The sequence below is a fragment of the Leptospira yasudae genome (assembly GCF_003545925.1).
Classification (GTDB): domain Bacteria; phylum Spirochaetota; class Leptospiria; order Leptospirales; family Leptospiraceae; genus Leptospira; species Leptospira yasudae.
In genome coordinates, this window is record NZ_QHCU01000001.1 from 193,418 (window position 1) to 213,941 (window position 20,524).

A 20,524-nucleotide genomic window follows, 5' to 3' on the forward strand; every position below is an offset into this window, starting at 1 on the left:
TAACAAAAAAGGGAGAATGTTCCAAATTCCGCTGTAGAACGCGGAACGGAGATTCTCCCTTTTTTATGCGCCGAGGTTGGAAAGATAACACCCGACCGCGCCCCCGTCAAACGTCGATTCACCGAACGGACCGGGATTCCGGCCCGAACGAGTCAGCCGACTACGGATTTACAACGTCCGCAGAGATCCCCTTCTTTGGAAATGTCTTCGGTATGTCTCCAGCAGCGAGGACATTCTCCTTGCGAAGGTTTTAAAACCTTTACGGAGAATTTTTCGTTCTCGTGTGCGGAAAGAATTTCCATTCCCGGATTCTTCTCATGAACTTGCGAAACAACAAAGAGAAGTTCCAAGGTTTCCTTCGGGAGAAGTTTCCCGATGTTGTTTCCGTTTTTGGAAACGATTTCCAAACCGGCCTCGAGTGATTTTCCGAGCTTGCCTTCTTGTCTTGCGATCTCCAGAGCTTTTTGAACGGCTTCTCTCGCTTGGAGCGCGGACTCGAACTTATCTTCGAGAGCTTGATTCTTCCAAGACTTCAGATCGGGAAAGGTTTGTAAAAAGACGGAATCCTTTTTGCCGTTGGACGCCCAGACTTCTTCCGCGGTAAAACTTAAGATCGGCGCGGTCAAAACGCATAAGGTTTCCAGAATATGTTGCAGCGCCGTCGCGGAGGATCTTCTCGTTTTGGAACTTCTCGCGTCGCAATACATGCGATCGCGGATCATATCGAAATAATCCTGGGACAAGGTCACGGTGCAGAACAGAATCAGCTTTTGATAGATCTGATGAAACTGATACGTATCGTAACTTGCAATCGCTTCTTCCACAAACTGAGCGAGTTTGGAAAGATAAAATCGATCGATTTCTTCCAGTTCTTCGTACGGAAGATTTTGATCGGACGTATGTCCGTCCAAATTTCCGAGAAGATAACGGAACGTGTTTCGAATCTTGCGGTATTGTTCGGATACGATCTTTAAGGATTCTTTTCCTACCTTGATATCGTCTCGGAAATCCAAAGAACTGACCCACAAACGGAGAATGTCCGCTCCGTAAACTTGGATGATATCCGTCGTAGGGTCGATTCCGTTTCCGAGAGACTTGGACATAGGATGTCCCTTCTCGTCCAAAACGTAACCGTGCGTTAATACGGCTTTGTAAGGAGGAATTCCTCGAAGAGCCATCGAAGGCCAAAGAGAAGACTGAAACCATCCTCTGTGCTGATCCGAACCTTCGAAATACAAGTCCGCGGGAGGTTGACCGTCGCGCTCGCCTAACACGGCAAAGCTGGAAACCCCGGAGTCGAACCAAACGTCCAGAATATCGTTTCCTTTTTTAAAGGAATCGCTTCCGCACTTTCCGCATTTGGTTCCGGGCGGAAGAAGATCCTTTGCCTGTTCGGAATACCAGATTTCGATTCCTTTCTCGCGGACCATCTTCGTGAAGAATTGAATCGACGCGTCGTCGATATGAGTTTGTCCGCAAGACTCGCAGGTGAAAGCGGGAATCGGAACTCCCCAGTTTCTTTGACGGGATAAACACCAATCCGGTCTTGCTTCCACCATCGAACGGATTCTCGTGATTCCCCAGGAAGGAATCCACTGAACCCCGTCGATCGCGGTCAAAGTTTTTTCGCGCAGTTCGTTGAAGTCCATCTTAAAGAACCACTGCGGAGTCGCGCGGAAGATGAGAGGTTTTTTACTTCTCCAGCTATGAGGATACGAATGTTCGAACTCGCTGTAATGTAAAAGCAGGCCCTTATCCCTGAGAAGCTGAACGATTTCGGGATTCGCATCGAAGACTTTCTTTCCTTGCATCAAAGGAAATTCGTCCGTATATCTTCCGTAGTCGTCTACCGGTGAAAACGGTTCGAGCCCGGCCGCCAAACCGACCTTATAGTCGTCTTGTCCATGACCCGGAGCGGTGTGAACGCAACCCGTTCCGGCTTCGAGCGTCACGTGTTCCCCGAAAAGAGGAATCGATACGCGATCGATGAACGGATGCTGGAATTTAAGAGCAGCGAGCTCGTCCGATGTGATCGGTTTTATTTTGTTAAGCGACACACCGGTCGCGTTGGTTACGCTTTCGGCGAGACCGTCGGCGAGAATGAGTTCGTCGCCCGACTCCGTTTTAAAAATAGAATATTCAATTTTCTTGTTAAAGCAGATAGCTAGGTTGGCCGGAAGCGTCCACGGAGTCGTCGTCCAGATCAGGCAAAAACGGTTCGTTGCTCCGATAACGGGAAATTTCACGTAGATCGAAGGGGAAACGTGAGGATAATACTCGATTTCCGCTTCCGCGTGCGCAGTCGCAAGATCGATCGACCAATATACGGGCTTTTTGCCTCGGTATACGTAACCTTTTTGAAAGAGTTCCCCGAACACTTCCACGATTCTCGCTTCGAAATCGGGAGACATCGTTTTGTAGATTTTTCCCTCTTCCCAAAAACAAAGAAAGCGGCTTAAGTCTTCTCCCTGCTTTCCTACAAATTCTTCCGCGTAATCTCGACAGAGTTTTCTGAGTTCCTCGGGTCCGGTTTCGCGCGCTTTTTTGCCGAGATTTTTTAAGACCTGAACCTCGATAGGAAGTCCGTGACAATCCCATCCAGGAATCATATCCGCGTAAAAACCCGCAAGAGCCTTCGATTTAACGATCGTGTCCTTAACGATTTTGTTAAGCGAATGCCCCAAGTGAAAGTTCCCGTTCGCGTACGGTGGTCCGTCGTGCAGAACGAATTCCTTTTTTCCTTTTCTTTGTTCCTTCATTTTCCGGAAAATCTGACCTTCTTTCCAGGACTTAATCTGAGCCGGTTCGCGTTTTGCGAGATCGGCCTTCATCGGGAAATCGGTCTTCGGGAGAAGAACCGTGGAGGAATAAGGGTTTTCTTTTTGGGTTTCGCTCATGGTCGTATCAATAGTCGATTTTAGTGTTCGGAAGGATCGCCTGGAGTTTATCGGCGTCCTCCCCTTTCAATGATGTTTTCTTAATATTCAATCTTTTTAAACGGGTTAAACTTTTGAGTTTTTGATAATTGGAAGGTAGTGCCGTAATTTTGGAATTCAGGTTGAGATCCAACTCCTCCAAAGCGGAAAGCGACGCGAGAATTTCGACGTCGGTTTCCGTCAAAGTGAGTTTATTTTGATCCACATAAAGCGTTTTGATCAAGGGAAGAAACAAAAGCTCCGAAGGCAGGATCGTCAGATCGTTGCTTCCGGCGAGCAATACTTTCAAATTCTTTAATTTAGAAAAAGAAGAAGGGAAAGCGTTCAGATCGTTTCCGAAAACGTTCAGTTGTTCGAGCTTTGTGCAATCGCCGATGAAATCGGGAAGAGTCGTCAAGCTGTTCAGCCGAAGATCAAGGCGCGTCAGATTCGGAAACGCACAGACTCCGTCCGGAATGGAGGACAACTTCTGCATTCCCAAATCCAAAATCTGAACGGATTCCGGTTTTGCTTTTGCTTCTTCTAAAATTTCCGCCGCGTTCTTCTTGCAAGCGACCGCAAGAAACGACACAAGAATCAGAGAGCAGGTTACGATCGGTTTATTTCTAAAGGGAAAATTCATACTTTCGTTTCCTTATAATGCGAAGACGTGTTCCAATCCCGTTTCGTAAGGTTCGCTCAACGCGGACAAACTCAGCTTCACGCCGGCGTCTTTGATTTCCAAGGTTCCGTTTGAGGTCGTTTTTCCCACGGAATAAAACTTGAGCCCCTTCGCTTCCGTTTGTTTCCGGATTTCTTCCTTTGCCGAGGAATCGAACCCGATCAATACGGCAGTGGAAGATTCGCCGAACAAGGTCAAGTCGAGACGATTTTGTTTAAGAGCAGTTAGGTCCGCTTCGACGCCAAGCCCGGAAAAAAGAACGGTTTTGGAAAGCGCGATCGAGATTCCTCCGAGAGAAAGGTCTCTTGCGGATTTCAGAATTCCTTTTTCGTTCAGAGAAAGAATCAGTTTACAAAGTTCTAATTCTTCTTGGATGTCGAGTTCGGGAATGCTCCCGTTTACCTGACCGTGAATCTTTTTCAGGTATTCGCTTCCGCCCAGAGAAGGACGGAAATTTCCGAGGACGGCGAGTGAAATTCCCGCTGCCTTAGGAAAGTTGGATAGAAGTTTCTTTTTATCCTGAAGAATTCCCACCATACCGATCGTAGGAGTCGGGAAGATCGGACCTTCGGGAGATTCGTTGTAAAACGATACGTTCCCTCCGGTTACGGGAAGTTCGAGAAAACGGCACGCGTCTCCCATTCCGCGAATACATTCCGAAAACATATAGTAGTTTTCCGGAATATAAGGATTTGCGAAATTCAAATTGTTCGTCACTCCGTACGGAGTCGCTCCGGTCACGTAGACGTTGCGCGCCGCTTCGCAAACCGCGAACTCGGCTCCCTTATACGGATCGAGATAAGTATATCTGGAATTACAATCGGTCGCCGTTGCAAGCGCCTTGTTCGTATCGGGAATGGAAGAAAGTCCTCCGTCCAATCCGGGTCCGATCAATTTTACCAAACCGACTTCGCTGTCGTATTGTTCCGTGATCGGCTTCCGGGAACATACGTTCCAAGAGGAAAGAATCTTAAGAAGAGTTTCGTTCGTGTTGTTCGGAGTTACGTCCGCAATTCCGTCCGGCTTCCAGGTTTTTACAGCGTCGAGATAGGCGGGACGTTTGGTTTCCCGTTCGTAACGAGGAGCGCCTCCGCCTAACACGAGTGATTCGGCGGGAATCTTCGCTTTGAGTTTGCCGCCCATGTGGATCTCGATCATCCCGTCTCCGGTGACTTCTCCGATCTTTACCGCGTTTAGATTCCATTTTTCGAATATAGCTACGAGTTCGGATTCTTTTCCTTTTTTCGGAACAACGAGCATTCTTTCCTGCGATTCGGAAAGCATCGCTTCATACGCGTTCATTCCCGTTTCACGGAACGGAACGAGATCGAGGTTGATCTTCATTCCCGTTTTTCCCTTTGCGCTCATCTCCGAAGTCGCGCAGGAAATTCCAGCGGCGCCCATATCCTGAATTCCGACTAATAATCCTTTTTGAATCGCTTCGAGACTTGCTTCCATCAGAAGCTTTTCCATAAACGGGTCGCCTACTTGAACTGCGGAACGTTTGGATTCGGATTCTTTGGAAAGATCTTTCGAAGCGAAAGAAGCCCCGTGAATTCCGTCTCTTCCCGTCGTAGCTCCGACAATGTAAACTGCGTTGCCGATTTGTCCGCCGGTTGTCGCGCTCGCCATCTGATCGTGACGAACAATTCCGACAGTCATCGCGTTCACGAGAGGGTTTTTAGAAAAACATTCGTCGATAAAAAGTTCTCCACCGGAAACCGCGATTCCGAGAGAATTTCCGTAATCGCCGATCCCTTTCACGGCGCGGGAAAGGAGATATTTGTTTCGCGGTTCGTCGGGATTTCCGAAGCGAAGCGAGTTAAGAGATACGATCGGTCGAGCGCCCATCGTAAAGATATCTCTCATAATTCCACCGACGCCCGTCGCCGCGCCTTGATACGGTTCGACAGCGGTCGGGTGATTGTGACTTTCGATTTTGAATACGACCGCCAGTCCGTCGCCGATGTCCATCGCACCCGCGTTTTCTTCTCCGGCTTTTGCGAGCAGCTTGTCGGAGGACGTGGGTAGGGTTTTTAATTTGAGAATCGAGTTTTTATAAGAACAATGTTCCGACCACATCGCGGAGAAAATTCCGAGTTCGGTCGAGTTCGGGATTCTACCACCCAGGATTTCCTGGATCTTTTGAAATTCTTCTGCTGTTAGCCCGTGTTCCAGGGCGTCTTGTAAGGAGACGGCGTCTTTTTCCATCGATTGTCAGTATTTTTTCCAAGTCACCCTCTGAAAATCAAATATTCCCGGAAATTTTGTGTAGGAGATCCTACATTGTTCGCGCCGTTGATCTTGGGTTTGGTAAGAGTTCCCACAGTTTCTCGGAAGGACATTTAATCCGCAGGAGTTCCCACAAACTCTCTTGCATTTTCAAAAAGGAATCCGGCAAACCCGATCCGTAAGCGGCAGCCAAGCCTTGGTCCGAGTCTTCGAAAGCCAACCGGAACGAATCCGCAAACCCAAACCGGCGAAAACTCAATGTTCACCGCCTGAGGCCATTCCCATGGGACCTCAAAACGGCCTACCGAATAAATATCATAGGAGTTCCTACTTTTTACTTTCCGAAGAAGATTCAAGGCCGGTTCCGCAAACCTCGACAAGATAATCGAACAGGACAGGTCGGATCTCCGAACGGTCCTTCCGGAACATCAGTCCTCCGTCTCCCAACTCAAAAATCGAGAGGTCGCAAAATTTCTCGGAACCGGGTTTTGAAGCTGTCGGAGAACCGACAATCGATGAAAAGAAAGCCGAAGCTTGATCTTGCAACGAAGTTATCCGACTGCATTGATAAAATAAAAAACATAGAAAAAAGATTTCTAACCGTAACCGCATTGTATTGGTAGCCTCGGTTCCCAAAGGTTGCTTCAAATCGGGAACGTGTTCTTAAGAAAGATAACGTTGCGGAGAAGGGACTTCTGCCAAAAATTCTCGGCCCAAAGGAATTTTGCAGAAACGGGCGATTTCGAGTATCGATTCCGTAAGAATTTTAAGAAATTCCAAAATCGCTATCGAAAAGTCGCTTTAACGAAAGCGTTATGCGACTTTGATTTTAGATTCGGAATTGAAAGCCGTTCTCCCCTCTGGCCGAAAAAAGGAAGAACGGCATATTCTCATTCTTGAATGTTCAACGTGTACGTAAAGTTCGTGGACTGAGGAATCACTCCTATGGTCACGGTTTTTCCTTCTTGAATCGTCTCGGTGATCGTATCGTTACCGAGATTTTCCGAAGACTTGAAATTCTTTCCAAGATTGATTCCGGGGCAGGTTCCGATCCATGCGGACAAATCCGAATCGGAGACCAGGGCGTTCAACTGGATCGAGTATTGTTTCGTGGCCGGCGCCGTAAATCGGAAATACTGTGTGCATATATTGTTCGCAGAATTACAACTTCCGTTTTTCGTCTTCGGTTGATTTATGTCGATCACTTCGGCGTTGAAAGACGGACAGATAAATCCGGATGTCATCTTTTGAACCGCGCTGATCGTATTGTCCTGCGTGACACGAAGCGTAAAACGATTGTTGTTTCCGGTCACATCGGAATAGGAAAAATATACTACATCTCCGGCGCTTAACTTTCTTGAAATATTTCGATCAAAGTCCCCTCCTGTCGAAGGATAAAAGAAAGAAGCATCGTTGAGTCCGGGACAACGATTGACGTAAAGTGAAAGATCGACCTGACTCGTCGTGTCCACGAAGTCCACAGCGAATCGATACGTCCCGTCGCTCGGCGCAACGAATTTATAATGTCGAGTCGGATCTCCCGAATTCATGGTAAGAATTCCGGTGGCAACTCCTAAGACGAGATTTCCATCCGTTTGTGCGGAACAAGAATTCACCGATCCGATCGTATAAGCGTGGTTAGCCGTATAACTGCCGATTCCGCTTTTCAAAAAAGCGATCCAAACCGTGTCATTTGGTCCGGCTTCGAACGTAATTTCGTCCGAACCTCCTTCCCCGTTTCCTCCGTTTACCGATGCGATGCTTGCACTTTCGGTCAATGGACATTTGTTTTTCCAGAGATACAGATCGGCTCCGACCGCAGTTAGGTTTCCAAGAACGTTAGACGTTACCGTAAACGTTCCGCTCGCATCCATGAGAAATTCCTGAAATCCCCATTGATACCAGGCGCTCTGTCTGATTTTTCCGGATTGGCCGATTCCTAAAGTACCCGTAGTAGAACCGGAAGCGCCGGGACTGGAAGTGTAAAATCCTTCGGATAAGTCCGCGGATGAAAACCCGCAATCGGTTCTCGAAAAACCGTTCGAGTGTTCGATTGCATTCGCGATCGTAGACGCAATCAAAAGATTCGTCATAGGATTTTGTTCTTCTCCTTTTTTGCAACTTACGGCGATACTGATTAGCAAAGCCGCCAACAAAATACGGATCATGTTTGTCTCCTTGGTTCGTCTGATCGCAAGGACCGTCGAACGAACCAAAAAGAGAGACAGCGTAAAATCCGGTTTTTGTCAGCCGAATGGATTCATCTTATAACTCAAATTCAATAATTAATTGATAACACAAAAAAAGGGTTTTATGGCGAAAGAGCCCCATTTCCTTTTAACAGGTCAAAAAAAATCCTCTTCAAATCGAATAATAATTTCTTCTATAATACAACAATGGGCGACGATCATCATCCGATCCCGCCGAAATCACTCTGCCGATCACGATCGAATGATCTCCCCCGTCGATGAATTGATCCACTTCGCATTCGATATGAGAAAGCGTTCCCGGCAAAATCGGTAAGGACAATTCTCCCGTTTTGCATTCGAGTTCTTCGATCAAAGCATGCTTATCCGTCTTTCCCGAAGCGAATTGATTGGAAAGAGAATCCTGTCCTTGTGCAAGAATGTTCACGACGAATTTTCCCGAACTGCGAATCGGATCGTGGCTTGAGATATTCTTCTGAAGACAAAAAAGAATCAAAGGAGGACTTAAGGAAAGGGAACTAAAACTGCTCACGGTCAAACCGCCGTTTTTGCCGAGATGAGAATACGTTATGACCGTTACGCCCGACGGGAAATGAGAAAGCGCGTTCTTAAAAACTTCGTCCGTGATTTTCATGAGGTCGATCTTAAAATCCGAAGCTTCGATGTCAACCGATCGAAAAAGACTCCGATCCATTGAATAGCCCTCAAGCCTACTTTAAGCCTTTCGGATCCAATCCACCGAACGCGACAAAGCAATTGACTTTTCCGCTTGAACAAGGATACTCGAAGAGAACGTTATGACACGAATCCTATTGAGATCTTCCGTAATTCTATGTTTGCCCTTCTTCCTTTCCTGCCTTTGGTTGATACGACCTTCGGGAAATTTTGAAGAACACGATCCTCCGGAAAAACCGGACTATTCCCTTTTTTCTTCCTGGGCTGCGCTTCCGCAAACCGACGACGATGCGGACCGGGTTCCGTCCGAATCGAACCTCAAGGACGAACAGAGCAATGCTCCCGTCGACGTATTCTTTATCCACCCCACTACGTTTTACGGAAGAGAATGGAACGCAAAATTAGAGAATGAAAGAGTCAATCGAAGAACGGACGAAGGGACGATCCAAAAACAAGCGAGCGTATTCAATTGCTGCGCGAAGATCTACGCCCCCCGTTACAGACAGGCCACCTTGTATTCGTTTCTCGATCCGGACAACGGAAAACGTTCTTTAGAATTAGCATATCAAGATATTCTCACATCCTTCGATTATTATCTGAAACAATGGAACGGAGGAAGACCCTTCATCATCGCGTCCCACAGCCAAGGCACGCATCACGCGATCCGGCTTTTAAAGGATAGAATCGACGGCACCGTTCTTTCGCAAAAATTCGTGGCCGCCTATTTGGTCGGAGGCGCCGTTCCGATCGATTCGTATCGAACCATACCGACTTGCAAAACTTCATCGCAAACCGGCTGTTTTGTCAGCTGGAGAACGTTCGGCGAAGATGCGGAAATTCCGAAACTTCCGCACGATCCGAAAGGAGAAACCGTCTGCATCAATCCGATCAGTTGGAAAGAAGACGAAATTCTCGCGGAAGCCGGCCAACATCCCGGAGGGGTCAACGCGGAATTTAAAACGATCGAACGCCAACTTTGCAGCGCCCGGTGTTCAAAAGGAATTTTACGAATTTCTAAACCGAATGCTCCCGGTTTTTCAAGATGGATCGGTGAAAACTATCATATCTTCGATTACGGAATTTTTTATCAGAGCATTCGAGACAATGTTTCGAAACGAATCCAAACGTTTCTGGAGGAAAAGAAGAATTGAACTCGATCGAAACTCTCTGGACATTTCCGATCTTTCCGTAAAGTTAGATCGCAAAAGGAGAATCCGATGACTTCCCGAGAACTGGAAGCGAGAACCCAGGAATTTAAGAAGATCGTTCCCACGGAAATTACAGTTACGAGATGGGAACATTCGTTGCGCGTCGCGGAAATAGCGAAAGAACTCGCGCTCATTCATTCTCAAGAAGAAGCGGAACTCGCATATCTTGCGGGAATCGTTCACGATATCACGAAACAAAAAACTCCGGAATTTCATCTAACGTTATTCAAGGAATCGGGACAAGAAGAACTGGAAAAACTTCCTTCCGCGGCCTGGCACGCCTATTCCGCGTCGATCTATCTCAAATCACAATACGATCTAAAACACGAAGGAGTTTTATCCGCCGTGCGCAATCATACCTTGGGAGCGGAAACTCCCGGCCCTCTCGATCTGATCTTATATGCCGCAGATTTTTTAGGCTCGGATTACGCTGAAAAAAATCCTCTCTATCCGGATTGGAGAGAACAAGCCCGGAAGAACTTATATTTAGGCGTCTTGTGTAAGGCGAAGAATACGATGGAGGATTTGATCGCTTCCCGAAAAACGATTCATCCGAGAACCGTATTCACGTATAACCTCGCCGTTTCCAAATGTTCGCAATAAAATTCGGATTTGAACGCGTAACGATACACGTCCGAACGACCGCCTAATTTGTGTTTGTGGACCGATCCGCTACGTAACCGATCGCGGACGGAATGATCACCATCGTCAGATAACCGAGACCGATTTTAATGAAATAATCGCCCACGCTCATCTTCGACATAGGAATCAGAATCAGGAAATCGAGACCCCAGTTGATCGCAAGCCAGATAAGACCGGTCGTCAAAAGGATCGAAAATTTCTTTCCCGTAATTTTCAAAGCAAGAGCGACGATCAAAATACAACCCGTGAGATTCCCCACGAGGATCATCACCGACTTAAACAAAAAAATATCGGTGAGTAGCTGTCCGTCCGGCGTATGAAACGGGATCGCAACCGTAAACGGAATCAGCCAAACTAAAAAACCGTATGCAAGAATTCGAATTAAATATTGTTTCATCATGGATCTCCTATGTATGCGTAAGAATTACGGCACTGTATCGTCCGTAATAAAAGTCTTCAATCTCGAATTTGAAAAAGAAAACCGATCGAATTAAAAATTCACCGGCTTTTTCGTTTCCAAATCGCCGCTTTCTCCGTCTTGCGGATCGATTTCCTGATCCGCTTTGTAAGCGCTGAGCAAAGAGGAAGGGAACAACAGTCTGGAAATCATACTGAGCGTTCCGATGCTCACCTGCATTTCGTTCGAGTCGAGTTCGCTTAACAATTTACTTTTCATATATCTTCTCCGAATTTCTCCTTAAAGTATCTGCCCCAGTGCGGCCTGGTTCCGTCCTTGTCCTCGAAATCGTATTCTTCCGAAAGTTTCCAAGAACTCGTGGCGGTTCCCGTTTTGAAAAACGCATTCTCGTCCGCCGCCAAACACGCTACCACTCGGCCGATGTAAGCGGGAGTTTCCGAAGCGATAAAATGCGGATCTTTTAGAACGGCGTCCTTCCAATTCGATTCTCCTACCCCGAAATAATCGAGCATCGCCTCCGATCGGAGAAAACCGGGAGTGATCGCGACGACGGCGATCCCGTGCGGTTTTAATTCCTCCGAAAGGGAACGCGCAAGATTGATTACGGAAGACTTAACCAAAGTATAATATACGTTTCCCCGATAACGGTAATCCGTTCCGTCCGTGATCTCGACCACGAGCCCGGAAGCGTTTCGAATCATCAAAGGAGCCGCGAAAAAATTGGTGATTAGATGGGAATCTAGACAAGTCCGTTGCACCTTTAGACCGTTCTCCAGAGAATGTTCCCAAAATTTTTTCTCCCATTGAATGTAAGGATCTCCGCCCCAAACATCGTTGATGAGAATGTCGAGTTTCCCTTGTTCCCGATCGATTTTTTCGATCAGGGATTTTACTTCCTCGGGTTTCGTATGATCGGTGCGCACCCAGATCGCCTTTCCTCCCGAGCCATTGATGATCTCCGCGGTTTCTTCGATCGTTTCTTTTCGATTCATCTCCGAAAGATTTCCTCGAACGCTTCGACCCGTGACGTAAACGGTCGCACCCTCTTCTCCCAATGCGATCGCGATTCCGCGTCCCGCACCTCTTGTGGCTCCGGCGACAAGCGCGACCTTGCCTTCCAAACGTTTCGGTTTCATGAGCCTATCTTAGCACGGGCAATTTGACAAACTCTGTCATATATTCGGAAGAATCTTTTTTCCAATCGAAAAAATCGGTTTCGGTTACGATCCGGAGAATTATATATGTCATTCATTGTCATGTATCCGGAATAGAATTGAAATATGCGTGCGGACCGATTACTCTCCATTCTTCTTCAACTCCAAGCCAAAGGGAGAATTTCGTCCCGTGACTTGGCGAAAAAATTGGAAGTCTCGGAACGAACGATCCACAGAGACATGGAAGCGTTGAGCGCCTCGGGCGTTCCCGTTTTTGCGGAACGCGGCTCCAAAGGCGGTTGGGAATTGTCAGAAGGATATCGAACCAACCTGACCGGAATGAAAAAGGAAGAAATCTTTTCGATGATTTTGACGAGCTCCACACGCATCGCTTCGGACCTCGGCAAGAAAAAAGATTTCGACTCCGCCTTTATGAAATTCATGGCCTCTCTTCCTCCCGCGTATCAACAGGAAGCGGAGATGGTTCGACAAAGAATTCACATCGACGGTGCGGGCTGGGGCTGCGCCGAAGAAGAATTTCCGTTTTTACCTTTGATTCAAGAAGCGGTCTGGCAGGAAAAGAAGGTGATTCTCCGGTATCGATCGGACGAAGAATCCAAAAAGAGAATCATTCTTCCTTTGGGACTCGTGGCGAAAGGAAAGACCTGGTATCTCGCCGCGAAATACGGAAAAGAATTCAGAACGTTCCGCATTTCCAGAATCTTGGAAGCGAAACTCGGAGATTCCTTCGAACGACCGAAAAAATTCGATCTCGAAAAATACTGGCAGGAAAGCACGCGCAACTTCTTTTCCAAACTTCCCACCTACCCGATCCGACTCAAAGTCCGAACGGATCGATTCGAATTTTTCAGAATGATTTCGTACGGTAGAATATTAGAATATTCAACTATAAACAAGGACTGGATCGAGGTGAAGGCCGATCTCGAAACCAAGGAACTCGCGCTTCATCATATCCTCGGCCTGGGTGATTCCGCGATTCTGATCGAACCGAAAGAACTCAAAAAGGAAATTCTTTCCCAAGCCGAAAAGATATCCGAGTCTTATTCGACCTGATACACACCCACCAAATTTTCCTTACCTTTCACGGAGACTTTCCCCAATTCCTTAAAAGCGTATTTTACTCGATTTCGGATCTTACGGAAACTATCATCCGAAAGAAGAATGTCGACTCCGTATTTTTTCGTAAGACCTTCGATCCGGGAAGCGAGATTGACCGCGTCCGAAATCACGGTTCCGTCCATTCGTTCCACTTCTCCGATCGTGCCCAACATCAAAACGCCCGTGTGGATTCCGATCCCGATCCGAATGGGTTCGTAATTTCTTTCCAATCGGCTCTGATTGTGACGATCCAATTCCAGTTTCATTTCGAGCGCGGCTTCGAGAGCGTTGTCCGGCGAATCCGGAAAAAGCGCCATGATCCCGTCTCCTAAATATTTATCCACGAAACCGCCGTGTTTGCGGATGATGGGTCCCATCCTTCCCATATACGAATTCAAGAAATCGAAGTTATCCTTAGGAGTCATTTTTTCCGAGAGTTCGGTAAAGGAACGGATGTCCGAAAACAGAATCGTCATCTCCCTTTGCGTTTGATCACCTAATTCAATTTCCGTAATATTCTTTTTTCCTAAAAAATTCAGAAATTCCAAAGGAACAAAACGGCTATAGGACCGGTTCGTCGCCTTTAAGTCGGCGGAAAGATTTTCGATCGATACGAAAGCCGCGGAAAACTTCAGGGAAAGCATGTAGGATTGCGCGAAGATAAACGTGAACAACCCGAGAGGAAGATAATATCCCGTGCTGACCATCGTTTGACTCTGAAGAATGTCGTTGACGGCGGCCGCAATCAACGCGAGCGCACCCAAACTTGCTATGATCGCCCCGTCCCTCTTCCGATAGATAAATCTTCCGAGCCAAAAGAAAAAAACCAGGGTATAAACCAGAAGGACGAGTTGATAAGGAATGAGAGTGAGCGCAAATATCTTGGTCGGAAAGAAAAGAATCACAAGCGAAAATACGCCGACTACGGCCGCACTGATTTTCCAAACGATCGGACTCATGTCTTCGGGAAAAATCGTATCCATATATTTCTGAAAGATCGGCCAAGCCAGATAAAAGGAAAGATATTCCACTTTGCTTCCCAGCTCCCAAGGAATCTCGGGAAATTTTTGAAGAATGAATCGTTCGCCGGTCATCAGCAAACGGATCACGATTACGAAACAAAAAAGTCCGAAGTATAAACTCGATTTATCTTTTCTTCTCAAAGAAAATAAACCGAAATGATAAAGGGCCATGATCGCAATGCTTCCGAACAGAAACATTTCGGTGGTCCATCGGTCCTCTCTGTAACCGGAAATATCTTTTTTACTTCCGAGCCGAATCGTTTCCCAGATTCCCCCCTTAAAGTGATGAAAGTTCGACACTTCCACCTGAATCAGAATTTCCTTTCCGCCGGGTTTGAATTCCGCATAACGCGGAAGATACTGAGGTCTGGACGTGTTCTCGTCCGTACCGACGACCCCGCTTCGAATCAGTTTTACGCCGTCCACCCAAAGCGCCCCCGCCGTGCCGACGTCCTGAAATCGGATCGAAAGCGGATTTTGATCTTCGCTTAACAAAACTTTCAAAGTGTAAGTGCCGTATCCGTAGACCGATACGGAATTCATATCCGGAATCTCCGAATACGAGTTCCAGTTATCCGGAACGGAGACGAAATACGATTTCGAATCCGCCGACTTTGATTCCGGTTTGGAAAGACTTAATTCCTTCCAGACAAAGGACCATTCTCCGTCCAATTTAACGATTCCGTCCGTATCGAAATTCCATTCTCGCAAATCCAAAACTCCTTTCTCCGCGTGAGGAGCGATCTTCGTAGAAATCGGATTGGAACAATCGGCAAAGAGAAGCGGAAAGAAAAGAATTCCTAACGCGAATAAGGACGAAAATTTCTGTTTCATGTCTACCTTTACATCCGCCGATCGGGAACGGCTGTGATGGAAAAAAACGTATCCTCATCCGATTGAAAATAATTTCAAGATTTATCCGATGGATTTCGATCCGATTTCGCTTTAAATTTCCGTAATTTATTCGGAACAAATGGAAAGGCTTGTATTTTTACGGAAATACTGTATTCCAAGATCGAGGTATCCAGCATGAAAAAAGCGTTCGCTCTATTCGCGGTCATTCATTTATTTTCCGTTTCTCTCGCGGCAAAAACCGCTTCCAAAAACATCGTCTACCAAGAAGGCGAAACGATGTTGGAAGGATACATCGCTTATCCCGATCTCGACGTGAAAAAGAAAGTTCCCGGCGTCTTGGTCGTTCATGATTGGATGGGAATCGGAGAGAATTCGAAAATGCGCGCGGATAAACTCGCGGGACTCGGATACGTGGCTCTTGCGGTGGATATCTACGGAAAAGGCGTAAAACCGAAGGGAATGGAAGAAGCGGCTAAATTAGCGAATTCTTATAAACAAGATCGTAAACTGATGCGCGCGAGAATTCTCGCGGCTTTGGAAACTCTGAAAGCGCAGCCGGAAGTCGACGTTCAAAACATCGCTGCGATCGGCTATTGTTTCGGAGGAACCGTCGCCTTGGAACTTGCGAGAAGCGGAGCGCCGATTTCCGGAACGGTCAGTTTTCACGGAGGACTTGCGACGCCGAACCCGGACGATGCGAAAAATATTAAAGGAAAAATCTTGGCTCTGCACGGAGCGGACGATCCGTTCGTCAAAAAAGAGGAAGTAGAAGCGTTTCAGGAAGAAATGCGAAACGCGAAGATCGACTGGCAATTCGTTTCCTACGGAGGAGCGGTTCATTCGTTCACGATCAAGGAAGCGGGCAACGACAATTCGAAAGGAGCGGCCTACAACGCAAAGGCGGACAAACGTTCTTGGAACGAGTTATTGACCTTTTTTGCGGAAACCTTCCGAAAATCCAGAGACTAACCTCGAATCATCGTTTTCCGGCGGCGGCCGCAACGGCCGCCCTCTCACGAGAAAAACATTATTTCTTCCGAATATACTCGTTTCCTAATACGATTCCAGAACAACCCGGAACCTTAAATTGATCGAATTCGTTGTGATCAAACGGGGTCGTGGAAAAAAAATACTTTCTGCAATCGGTCGGATTGGAAAAGAATCTCGGCTTTTTACCGAAATTAAAAACGATCAGTTTGCGTTCGGCACCGGATTCCCGGAGATAAACGAGCATATCCTTGGGAACGTTCTCCTCGATCAAGGTCAGCGTTCCTTCCCGCAGCGCGTTGCTTGTATTTCTTAAATGAAGAATTCCTTTGTACGTATTCAAAAGGGAATCCCGGTCCTCGGATTCGACTAAAACGTTCCGTTCCTTGTAATTTCCGTGGACGCGAATCCAGGGTTTCGCTTTTTTCGTCGTAAAACCGGCGTTCGGCGAATCGTCCCATTGCATCGGAGAACGGGCGCGGTCCCGAATGATGATGTCCGCCAAACCTAAAAATTCGGAAAGAGTATCGCCTAACCAGCGATAGATTCTCGCGAGAGGGTCCTGAGCCTCCGTAAGTTTGATCGTTTCGTTCGTCATTCCGATCTCTTCCCCGTAGTAAGTGACCGGAACTCCTCTTGCGGTGAACTGAAACAAAGCGACGAGTTTTCCTTTTTCGAGGTTGTTGTTGATCTTGCGCATATAGCGTCTTTGATCGTGATTTCCGAAAACGTATGTCGGAATGTACGGATACGGATAAACCTCTTCCATTTTCTTGATGATGCCCTTGAAAAAAGTCATCTTGAACTTCAATAAAAGCGTTTCGAACAAAAAGATGAGATTGAGACCGTCCCTTTTTTCGCCTAAGTATCGTTTGATGATATGATCGTCGCCGGCGACCTCTCCGACCGAAAAACGATCTCCGTCGAATTCCTCCAAAACGGCACGGAGTTCCTTCGCAAATTCGAAGTTGTTCGGATGATTTACCGTATAAACGCGGCTTTGAAAGTAACCGTCGTGATCGTTTTCCGAAACGATGTATTTAAACCGAAACGGATTGTCCCGAAAATGTCTGTCTTTAAAAATTGCGTGAAAGATATCGAGACGAAAACCGTCCACTCCCTTCTTCAGCCAAAAACGCAGAACGTCGAACATCGCCTTTTTGACTTGAGGGTTGTAGTAATTCAGATCGGGTTGAAAATCCAAAAAGCTCGCGAGATACCATTGGTCCGTTTTTTTGTCGTAGTTCCAAGCCTTGGGCGTGACGAACGAGCTCCAGTTGTTCGGCGGCTTATTCTTTCCTTTTCCGTCCCTCCAAATATACCAATCCCGTTTCGGATTATCGCGGCTTGAGCGAGACTCCTTAAACCAATCGTGTTCATCGGAAGTATGATTCATCACCATATCGAACACGATCTTCATTCCGCGCTTATGAACTTCTTTTATTAGCTTTTCTGCATCTTTCACCGTTCCGTATTCGGGAGCCATCGAGTAATAGTCGCTAACGTCGTATCCGTGATCCATCTGCGGACTTTTATACATAGGAGAAACCCAGATCGTTTCAAAACCCAGATCGCGGAGATAATCCAACTTGGAGATAATGCCGGGAATATCCCCGATCCCGTCTTCGTTCGTGTCCGCGAAAGAGCGGGGGTAAATCTGATAGATCGTGGTCTTTTGCCACCACTTATCGAGCTGATCGGATGATTTTTTTTTGGAAGTTTTTTTCTTAGCGGTCATAGATCTTCGGGCTTTAATGGAATCAAAAATATTAGAATGAAGGTTGTCAAACGGTATTACGCGGAATCGTCGAACGTGAACCCGCGAACACAAGAACGTTCGATTGTAATATTCCTCCGAAATCCCGATCATTAGACCTTCTGTCTCTTAACAAGGGACAGACTTCGGGAAGAATTCCGGACCGAACCAGAAACGCTTTTTTAGAAGAATGAAAAATTTTTAGATTGACGAAAGTCTCATTTATTTCGACATCGAAATAAATGAAGCAAGAATTCGCAATTCACCTTCTTTCAAGAACCAGGGACAGAATCCAAAAATACCTCACGAAAGAATTCGAAAAGGAAGGAATCAAGGATCTCGTTCCGGCCCACGGAGGAGTTCTCTACGCGCTTGGAAACGCGGGAGAAATGACGATGAGCGAACTCGCAACAACGTTGGATCGAACCAACTCCACGGTCACTGCGTTATTGGACAAGATGGAGGAATTGAAATACGTGAAACGAATTCAATCCGCGGAAGACGAACGTGTTTTTACGGCGGTATTGACGGCCAAAGGGAAATCGACTCGGGAGGCCGTGTTACGCGCTTCGCAAACGACGACTCAAAAACTCTACAAAGGTCTTCTCCCCGAAGAGAAGGAAACCTTCATCCGTCTTTTGGAAAGAATTCATTCGAATTTTGAAAAGTGAAATTGTTTCGATTTTTACAAGTTATTTCGACATCGAAATAAATGGAGGAATGTATGTTTCAGGATAGAACGATCGTAATCACCGGCTCCGCAAGAGGAATCGGAAAAGTCACGGCAAAGAATTTTTTAAACAAAGAAGCAACCGTAATCGTTTCCGACTTGGATCCGATCCAAGTGGAAAAAACCTTTCACGAACTTTTGCGGATCGGTAAAGGAAAGGTATTCGGAAAACTCTGCGACGTGCGCGACAAAGCCCAAGTCAAGGAACTCGCCGAATTTGCGTTTCAAACGACGGGAAGACTGGATGTTTGGATCAACAACGCGGGCATCATCAAGGACGATCTTCTTTTGCGGATGAGCGAGGAAAAATGGAACGAAGTCTTCGACGTAAATCTCAGAGGCGCCTTTTTCGGAACGCAAGCCGCGGCAAAGTATATGATAAAACAGGAATATGGAAGAATCATAAACATCGGTTCTGTGTCCGGGTTTTACGGTAACGGAGGACAAGCGAATTATTCCGCCGCTAAAGCGGGCCTTATGACTTTGACGAAATCCTCCGCGAGGGAACTCGCTTCCCGCAATGTCACGGTTAACTGCGTCGCTTCCGGATTTATCGACAACGACTTTGCCGCAAACGTTCCGAAAGAAGCGCGGCAAAAGATCCTCGATACGATTCCTTTGAAGATCGATCGTAATCCGGAAGAAGCCGTCTCCTCCGCGATTCATTTTTTTGCATCGGAAGAAGCCGACTGGATTACGGGAGCGACGCTTCGTGTGGACGGGGGAATGATGATCGGCTTCTAAACGAAGGGCCGATTTAAAATCAAAAGAAACGATAAAGGCCGCTTTTCCATTGCAAAGAGCGGCTGTTAATCAATCTGCAATCTCCTTCCGCAAAGGAAGAATCAAAAGAACGAAATTCGAAACTACATCTTCCGAAATCAAAGAACGGAAATTCCGATCTCCGAGAATCTCTTTCGATCGCATACGAACTGGGCGATGTCGATCTGTTTGTGATGATCGAATAAGAACGTGGTCATCTTTCCGATCCATCTTCCTTTGTATTCCTCTTCCACGAAACGGATCCACGCAAGAATATCGATCAGCTCGTGCGCCATGAATTCGTAATTTTTTCCTTCGTGGATGAACTTTTCCCGTGGATTGAAAATCCTCTCTTCGTTTAACAAAATTACGTTTTCAAGCGTGAACGGATAATCCTTTAAACCGCCCGCAAGTCCGATCTGATAAAACTTCTCCGCTTCGGCGCCGGGACGAAACGCAGTGGTTCTTGCGGAAGCAATATATGCGAAAATTTCGGGTGTCATCTCCGTTTGAATTCTCGAGTCGCCGACCGTGTTTCCAGGGTAACTTACCTGATGATCCAGAAACAAGGTTCCGCTTCCGTCGTCGGGTTCTAAAATACAATATCCTTTGTCCCAAACGGCGACGAACGGTTTGGTTACGGTGATCTTCGGAACGTCTCCGATCTTTTGCAAATTCTCCAGAACCCCGTCCCAATAAACCTGATCGCAATGATCGAACGTGGGAAAACTGGATTCTTCCAATTCGAAATCCAGATACAATCCGAACGCGGACTGAAATGCGATCGGATGTTCGATGATCTTCACGTCGCCGAGTTGTATATTATGATTTCCTTTTATACAAAAAGACGGATTCAGTTCGTAACTTTTTCCGGAATGAGTAAAACGGGAATAAGAGCCGCCGGACGGTTTTACGGTAATTCGGGTCGGTTTGTTTTCCAACGTCGAAATTCCGTTTATAACGAAGGATTTTTGAATCGTGTAAGAAGCGTTTCGATCGACGGGCAATCTCGAGTTTTGAAAGTGTTCGGGAAATCGAAGCGAAACCGCAAATCGGCTTTCTTTGAGTTCGGAAATTTTTCGGAGATCTGTGAAAACCTGCATTCTAAACGACAAAGGAAGTCGTTTTTTGAAAAGAAAGCAATCTTAAATCGGGGAAGG

Annotated in this window: 17 protein-coding genes; 6 read left to right on the top strand and 11 right to left on the bottom strand. The window is 46.6% G+C overall.

What is annotated here, in order from left to right; genetic code table 11:
• Positions 1-152 precede the first annotated feature (152 nt).
• The 5 genes from ileS to DLM76_RS00925 all read right to left on the bottom strand — a co-directional run bounded on the left by ileS (position 153) and on the right by DLM76_RS00925 (position 8,670).
• Positions 153-2,897: an isoleucine--tRNA ligase gene (gene ileS / locus DLM76_RS00900; protein WP_118956311.1), complete on the bottom strand. Its 2,745-nt coding sequence runs from the start codon at positions 2,895-2,897 to the stop codon at positions 153-155.
• 7 nt (positions 2,898-2,904) lie between these two features.
• Entirely contained in the window at positions 2,905-3,558 is a 654-nt protein-coding gene (locus DLM76_RS00905; RefSeq protein ID WP_118964127.1) for a leucine-rich repeat domain-containing protein, read from the bottom strand.
• Between the two features lie 12 nt (positions 3,559-3,570).
• Positions 3,571-5,808: a phosphoribosylformylglycinamidine synthase subunit PurL gene (purL, locus tag DLM76_RS00910; protein ID WP_118964128.1), complete on the bottom strand. Its 2,238-nt coding sequence runs from the start codon at positions 5,806-5,808 to the stop codon at positions 3,571-3,573.
• Positions 5,809-6,719: 911 nt separating this feature from the next.
• Positions 6,720-7,997 (bottom strand): hypothetical protein, encoded by a 1,278-nt coding sequence (locus DLM76_RS00920; RefSeq protein ID WP_118964129.1) that lies wholly within the window; start codon positions 7,995-7,997, stop codon positions 6,720-6,722.
• 193 nt (positions 7,998-8,190) lie between these two features.
• Positions 8,191-8,670 carry a flavin reductase family protein gene (locus DLM76_RS00925; RefSeq protein WP_118964528.1) on the bottom strand — a complete coding sequence of 160 codons (480 nt, stop codon included), beginning with the start codon at positions 8,668-8,670 and terminating at the stop codon, positions 8,191-8,193.
• 163 nt (positions 8,671-8,833) lie between these two features.
• Here DLM76_RS00925 and DLM76_RS00930 point away from each other — a divergent pair, with 163 nt between their 5' ends.
• Both DLM76_RS00930 and yqeK read left to right on the top strand, forming a co-directional pair.
• Positions 8,834-9,862, top strand: a complete 1,029-nt coding sequence (locus tag DLM76_RS00930) for a DUF3089 domain-containing protein (RefSeq protein ID WP_118964130.1) — start codon at positions 8,834-8,836, stop codon at positions 9,860-9,862.
• 66 nt (positions 9,863-9,928) lie between these two features.
• The gene (gene yqeK, locus DLM76_RS00935; protein WP_118964131.1) at positions 9,929-10,522 is read left to right on the top strand and encodes a bis(5'-nucleosyl)-tetraphosphatase (symmetrical) YqeK; all 594 of its coding nucleotides are present in this window, start codon (positions 9,929-9,931) and stop codon (positions 10,520-10,522) included.
• A gap of 43 nt (positions 10,523-10,565) precedes the next feature.
• On the opposite strand, the gene DLM76_RS00940 is transcribed toward yqeK, so the two are convergent.
• From DLM76_RS00940 to DLM76_RS00950, 3 genes are all read right to left on the bottom strand, one after another.
• Complete coding sequence (locus DLM76_RS00940; protein WP_118956304.1) at positions 10,566-10,958, bottom strand: hypothetical protein; 393 nt, start codon at positions 10,956-10,958, stop codon at positions 10,566-10,568.
• 93 nt (positions 10,959-11,051) lie between these two features.
• Complete coding sequence (locus DLM76_RS00945) at positions 11,052-11,237, bottom strand: hypothetical protein (RefSeq protein ID WP_118964132.1); 186 nt, start codon at positions 11,235-11,237, stop codon at positions 11,052-11,054.
• Positions 11,234-12,115, bottom strand: coding sequence for an SDR family oxidoreductase (locus tag DLM76_RS00950; RefSeq protein ID WP_118964133.1), 882 nt, complete (start codon positions 12,113-12,115; stop codon positions 11,234-11,236). Before DLM76_RS00950 ends, DLM76_RS00945 begins: the two co-directional genes overlap by 4 nt.
• A gap of 144 nt (positions 12,116-12,259) precedes the next feature.
• Between DLM76_RS00950 and DLM76_RS00955 the strand changes: the two genes are divergently transcribed.
• On the top strand, positions 12,260-13,207 hold the full coding sequence (locus DLM76_RS00955; RefSeq protein ID WP_118956301.1) for a helix-turn-helix transcriptional regulator: 948 nt from the start codon (positions 12,260-12,262) through the stop codon (positions 13,205-13,207).
• On the opposite strand, the gene DLM76_RS00960 is transcribed toward DLM76_RS00955, so the two are convergent.
• Positions 13,195-15,108 carry a 7TM diverse intracellular signaling domain-containing protein gene (locus tag DLM76_RS00960; protein WP_118964134.1) on the bottom strand — a complete coding sequence of 638 codons (1,914 nt, stop codon included), beginning with the start codon at positions 15,106-15,108 and terminating at the stop codon, positions 13,195-13,197. The genes DLM76_RS00955 and DLM76_RS00960 overlap by 13 nt on opposite strands.
• Positions 15,109-15,303: 195 nt before the next feature.
• Here DLM76_RS00960 and DLM76_RS00965 point away from each other — a divergent pair, with 195 nt between their 5' ends.
• Positions 15,304-16,098, top strand: a complete 795-nt coding sequence (locus DLM76_RS00965; RefSeq protein WP_118956299.1) for a dienelactone hydrolase family protein — start codon at positions 15,304-15,306, stop codon at positions 16,096-16,098.
• A 58-nt stretch (positions 16,099-16,156) separates the two neighbouring features.
• Here DLM76_RS00965 and DLM76_RS00970 read toward each other — a convergent pair whose 3' ends face one another.
• Positions 16,157-17,854 (bottom strand): alpha-glucosidase, encoded by a 1,698-nt coding sequence (locus tag DLM76_RS00970; RefSeq protein WP_118956298.1) that lies wholly within the window; start codon positions 17,852-17,854, stop codon positions 16,157-16,159.
• Positions 17,855-18,114: 260 nt separating this feature from the next.
• Here DLM76_RS00970 and DLM76_RS00975 point away from each other — a divergent pair, with 260 nt between their 5' ends.
• Complete coding sequence (locus tag DLM76_RS00975) at positions 18,115-18,543, top strand: MarR family winged helix-turn-helix transcriptional regulator (protein ID WP_118964135.1); 429 nt, start codon at positions 18,115-18,117, stop codon at positions 18,541-18,543.
• A gap of 53 nt (positions 18,544-18,596) precedes the next feature.
• The gene (fabG, locus tag DLM76_RS00980) at positions 18,597-19,346 is read left to right on the top strand and encodes a 3-oxoacyl-ACP reductase FabG (RefSeq protein WP_118964136.1); all 750 of its coding nucleotides are present in this window, start codon (positions 18,597-18,599) and stop codon (positions 19,344-19,346) included.
• Positions 19,347-19,483: 137 nt separating this feature from the next.
• Here the strand turns inward: fabG and DLM76_RS00985 are convergent, their stop codons facing one another.
• Positions 19,484-20,467, bottom strand: coding sequence for a UDP-3-O-acyl-N-acetylglucosamine deacetylase (locus tag DLM76_RS00985; protein WP_118964137.1), 984 nt, complete (start codon positions 20,465-20,467; stop codon positions 19,484-19,486).
• Positions 20,468-20,524 lie beyond the last annotated feature (57 nt).

Excerpts from the sequence above, each read along its gene's own strand:
- ileS (WP_118956311.1), bottom strand. The coding sequence starts at position 2,897 with ATGAGCGAAACCCAAAAAGAAAACCCTTATTCCTCCACGGTTCTTCTC.
- DLM76_RS00975 (WP_118964135.1), top strand. The coding sequence starts at position 18,115 with ATGAAGCAAGAATTCGCAATTCACCTTCTTTCAAGAACCAGGGACAGA.
- fabG (WP_118964136.1), top strand. The coding sequence starts at position 18,597 with ATGTTTCAGGATAGAACGATCGTAATCACCGGCTCCGCAAGAGGAATC.
- DLM76_RS00970 (WP_118956298.1), bottom strand. The coding sequence starts at position 17,854 with ATGACCGCTAAGAAAAAAACTTCCAAAAAAAAATCATCCGATCAGCTC.
- DLM76_RS00955 (WP_118956301.1), top strand. The coding sequence starts at position 12,260 with ATGCGTGCGGACCGATTACTCTCCATTCTTCTTCAACTCCAAGCCAAA.
- DLM76_RS00945 (WP_118964132.1), bottom strand. The coding sequence starts at position 11,237 with ATGAAAAGTAAATTGTTAAGCGAACTCGACTCGAACGAAATGCAGGTG.
- DLM76_RS00940 (WP_118956304.1), bottom strand. The coding sequence starts at position 10,958 with ATGAAACAATATTTAATTCGAATTCTTGCATACGGTTTTTTAGTTTGG.
- DLM76_RS00965 (WP_118956299.1), top strand. The coding sequence starts at position 15,304 with ATGAAAAAAGCGTTCGCTCTATTCGCGGTCATTCATTTATTTTCCGTT.
- yqeK (WP_118964131.1), top strand. The coding sequence starts at position 9,929 with ATGACTTCCCGAGAACTGGAAGCGAGAACCCAGGAATTTAAGAAGATC.
- DLM76_RS00950 (WP_118964133.1), bottom strand. The coding sequence starts at position 12,115 with ATGAAACCGAAACGTTTGGAAGGCAAGGTCGCGCTTGTCGCCGGAGCC.
- DLM76_RS00930 (WP_118964130.1), top strand. The coding sequence starts at position 8,834 with ATGACACGAATCCTATTGAGATCTTCCGTAATTCTATGTTTGCCCTTC.
- DLM76_RS00985 (WP_118964137.1), bottom strand. The coding sequence starts at position 20,467 with ATGCAGGTTTTCACAGATCTCCGAAAAATTTCCGAACTCAAAGAAAGC.
- DLM76_RS00960 (WP_118964134.1), bottom strand. The coding sequence starts at position 15,108 with ATGAAACAGAAATTTTCGTCCTTATTCGCGTTAGGAATTCTTTTCTTT.
- DLM76_RS00905 (WP_118964127.1), bottom strand. The coding sequence starts at position 3,558 with ATGAATTTTCCCTTTAGAAATAAACCGATCGTAACCTGCTCTCTGATT.
- purL (WP_118964128.1), bottom strand. The coding sequence starts at position 5,808 with ATGGAAAAAGACGCCGTCTCCTTACAAGACGCCCTGGAACACGGGCTA.
- DLM76_RS00925 (WP_118964528.1), bottom strand. The coding sequence starts at position 8,670 with ATGAAAATCACGGACGAAGTTTTTAAGAACGCGCTTTCTCATTTCCCG.
- DLM76_RS00920 (WP_118964129.1), bottom strand. The coding sequence starts at position 7,997 with ATGATCCGTATTTTGTTGGCGGCTTTGCTAATCAGTATCGCCGTAAGT.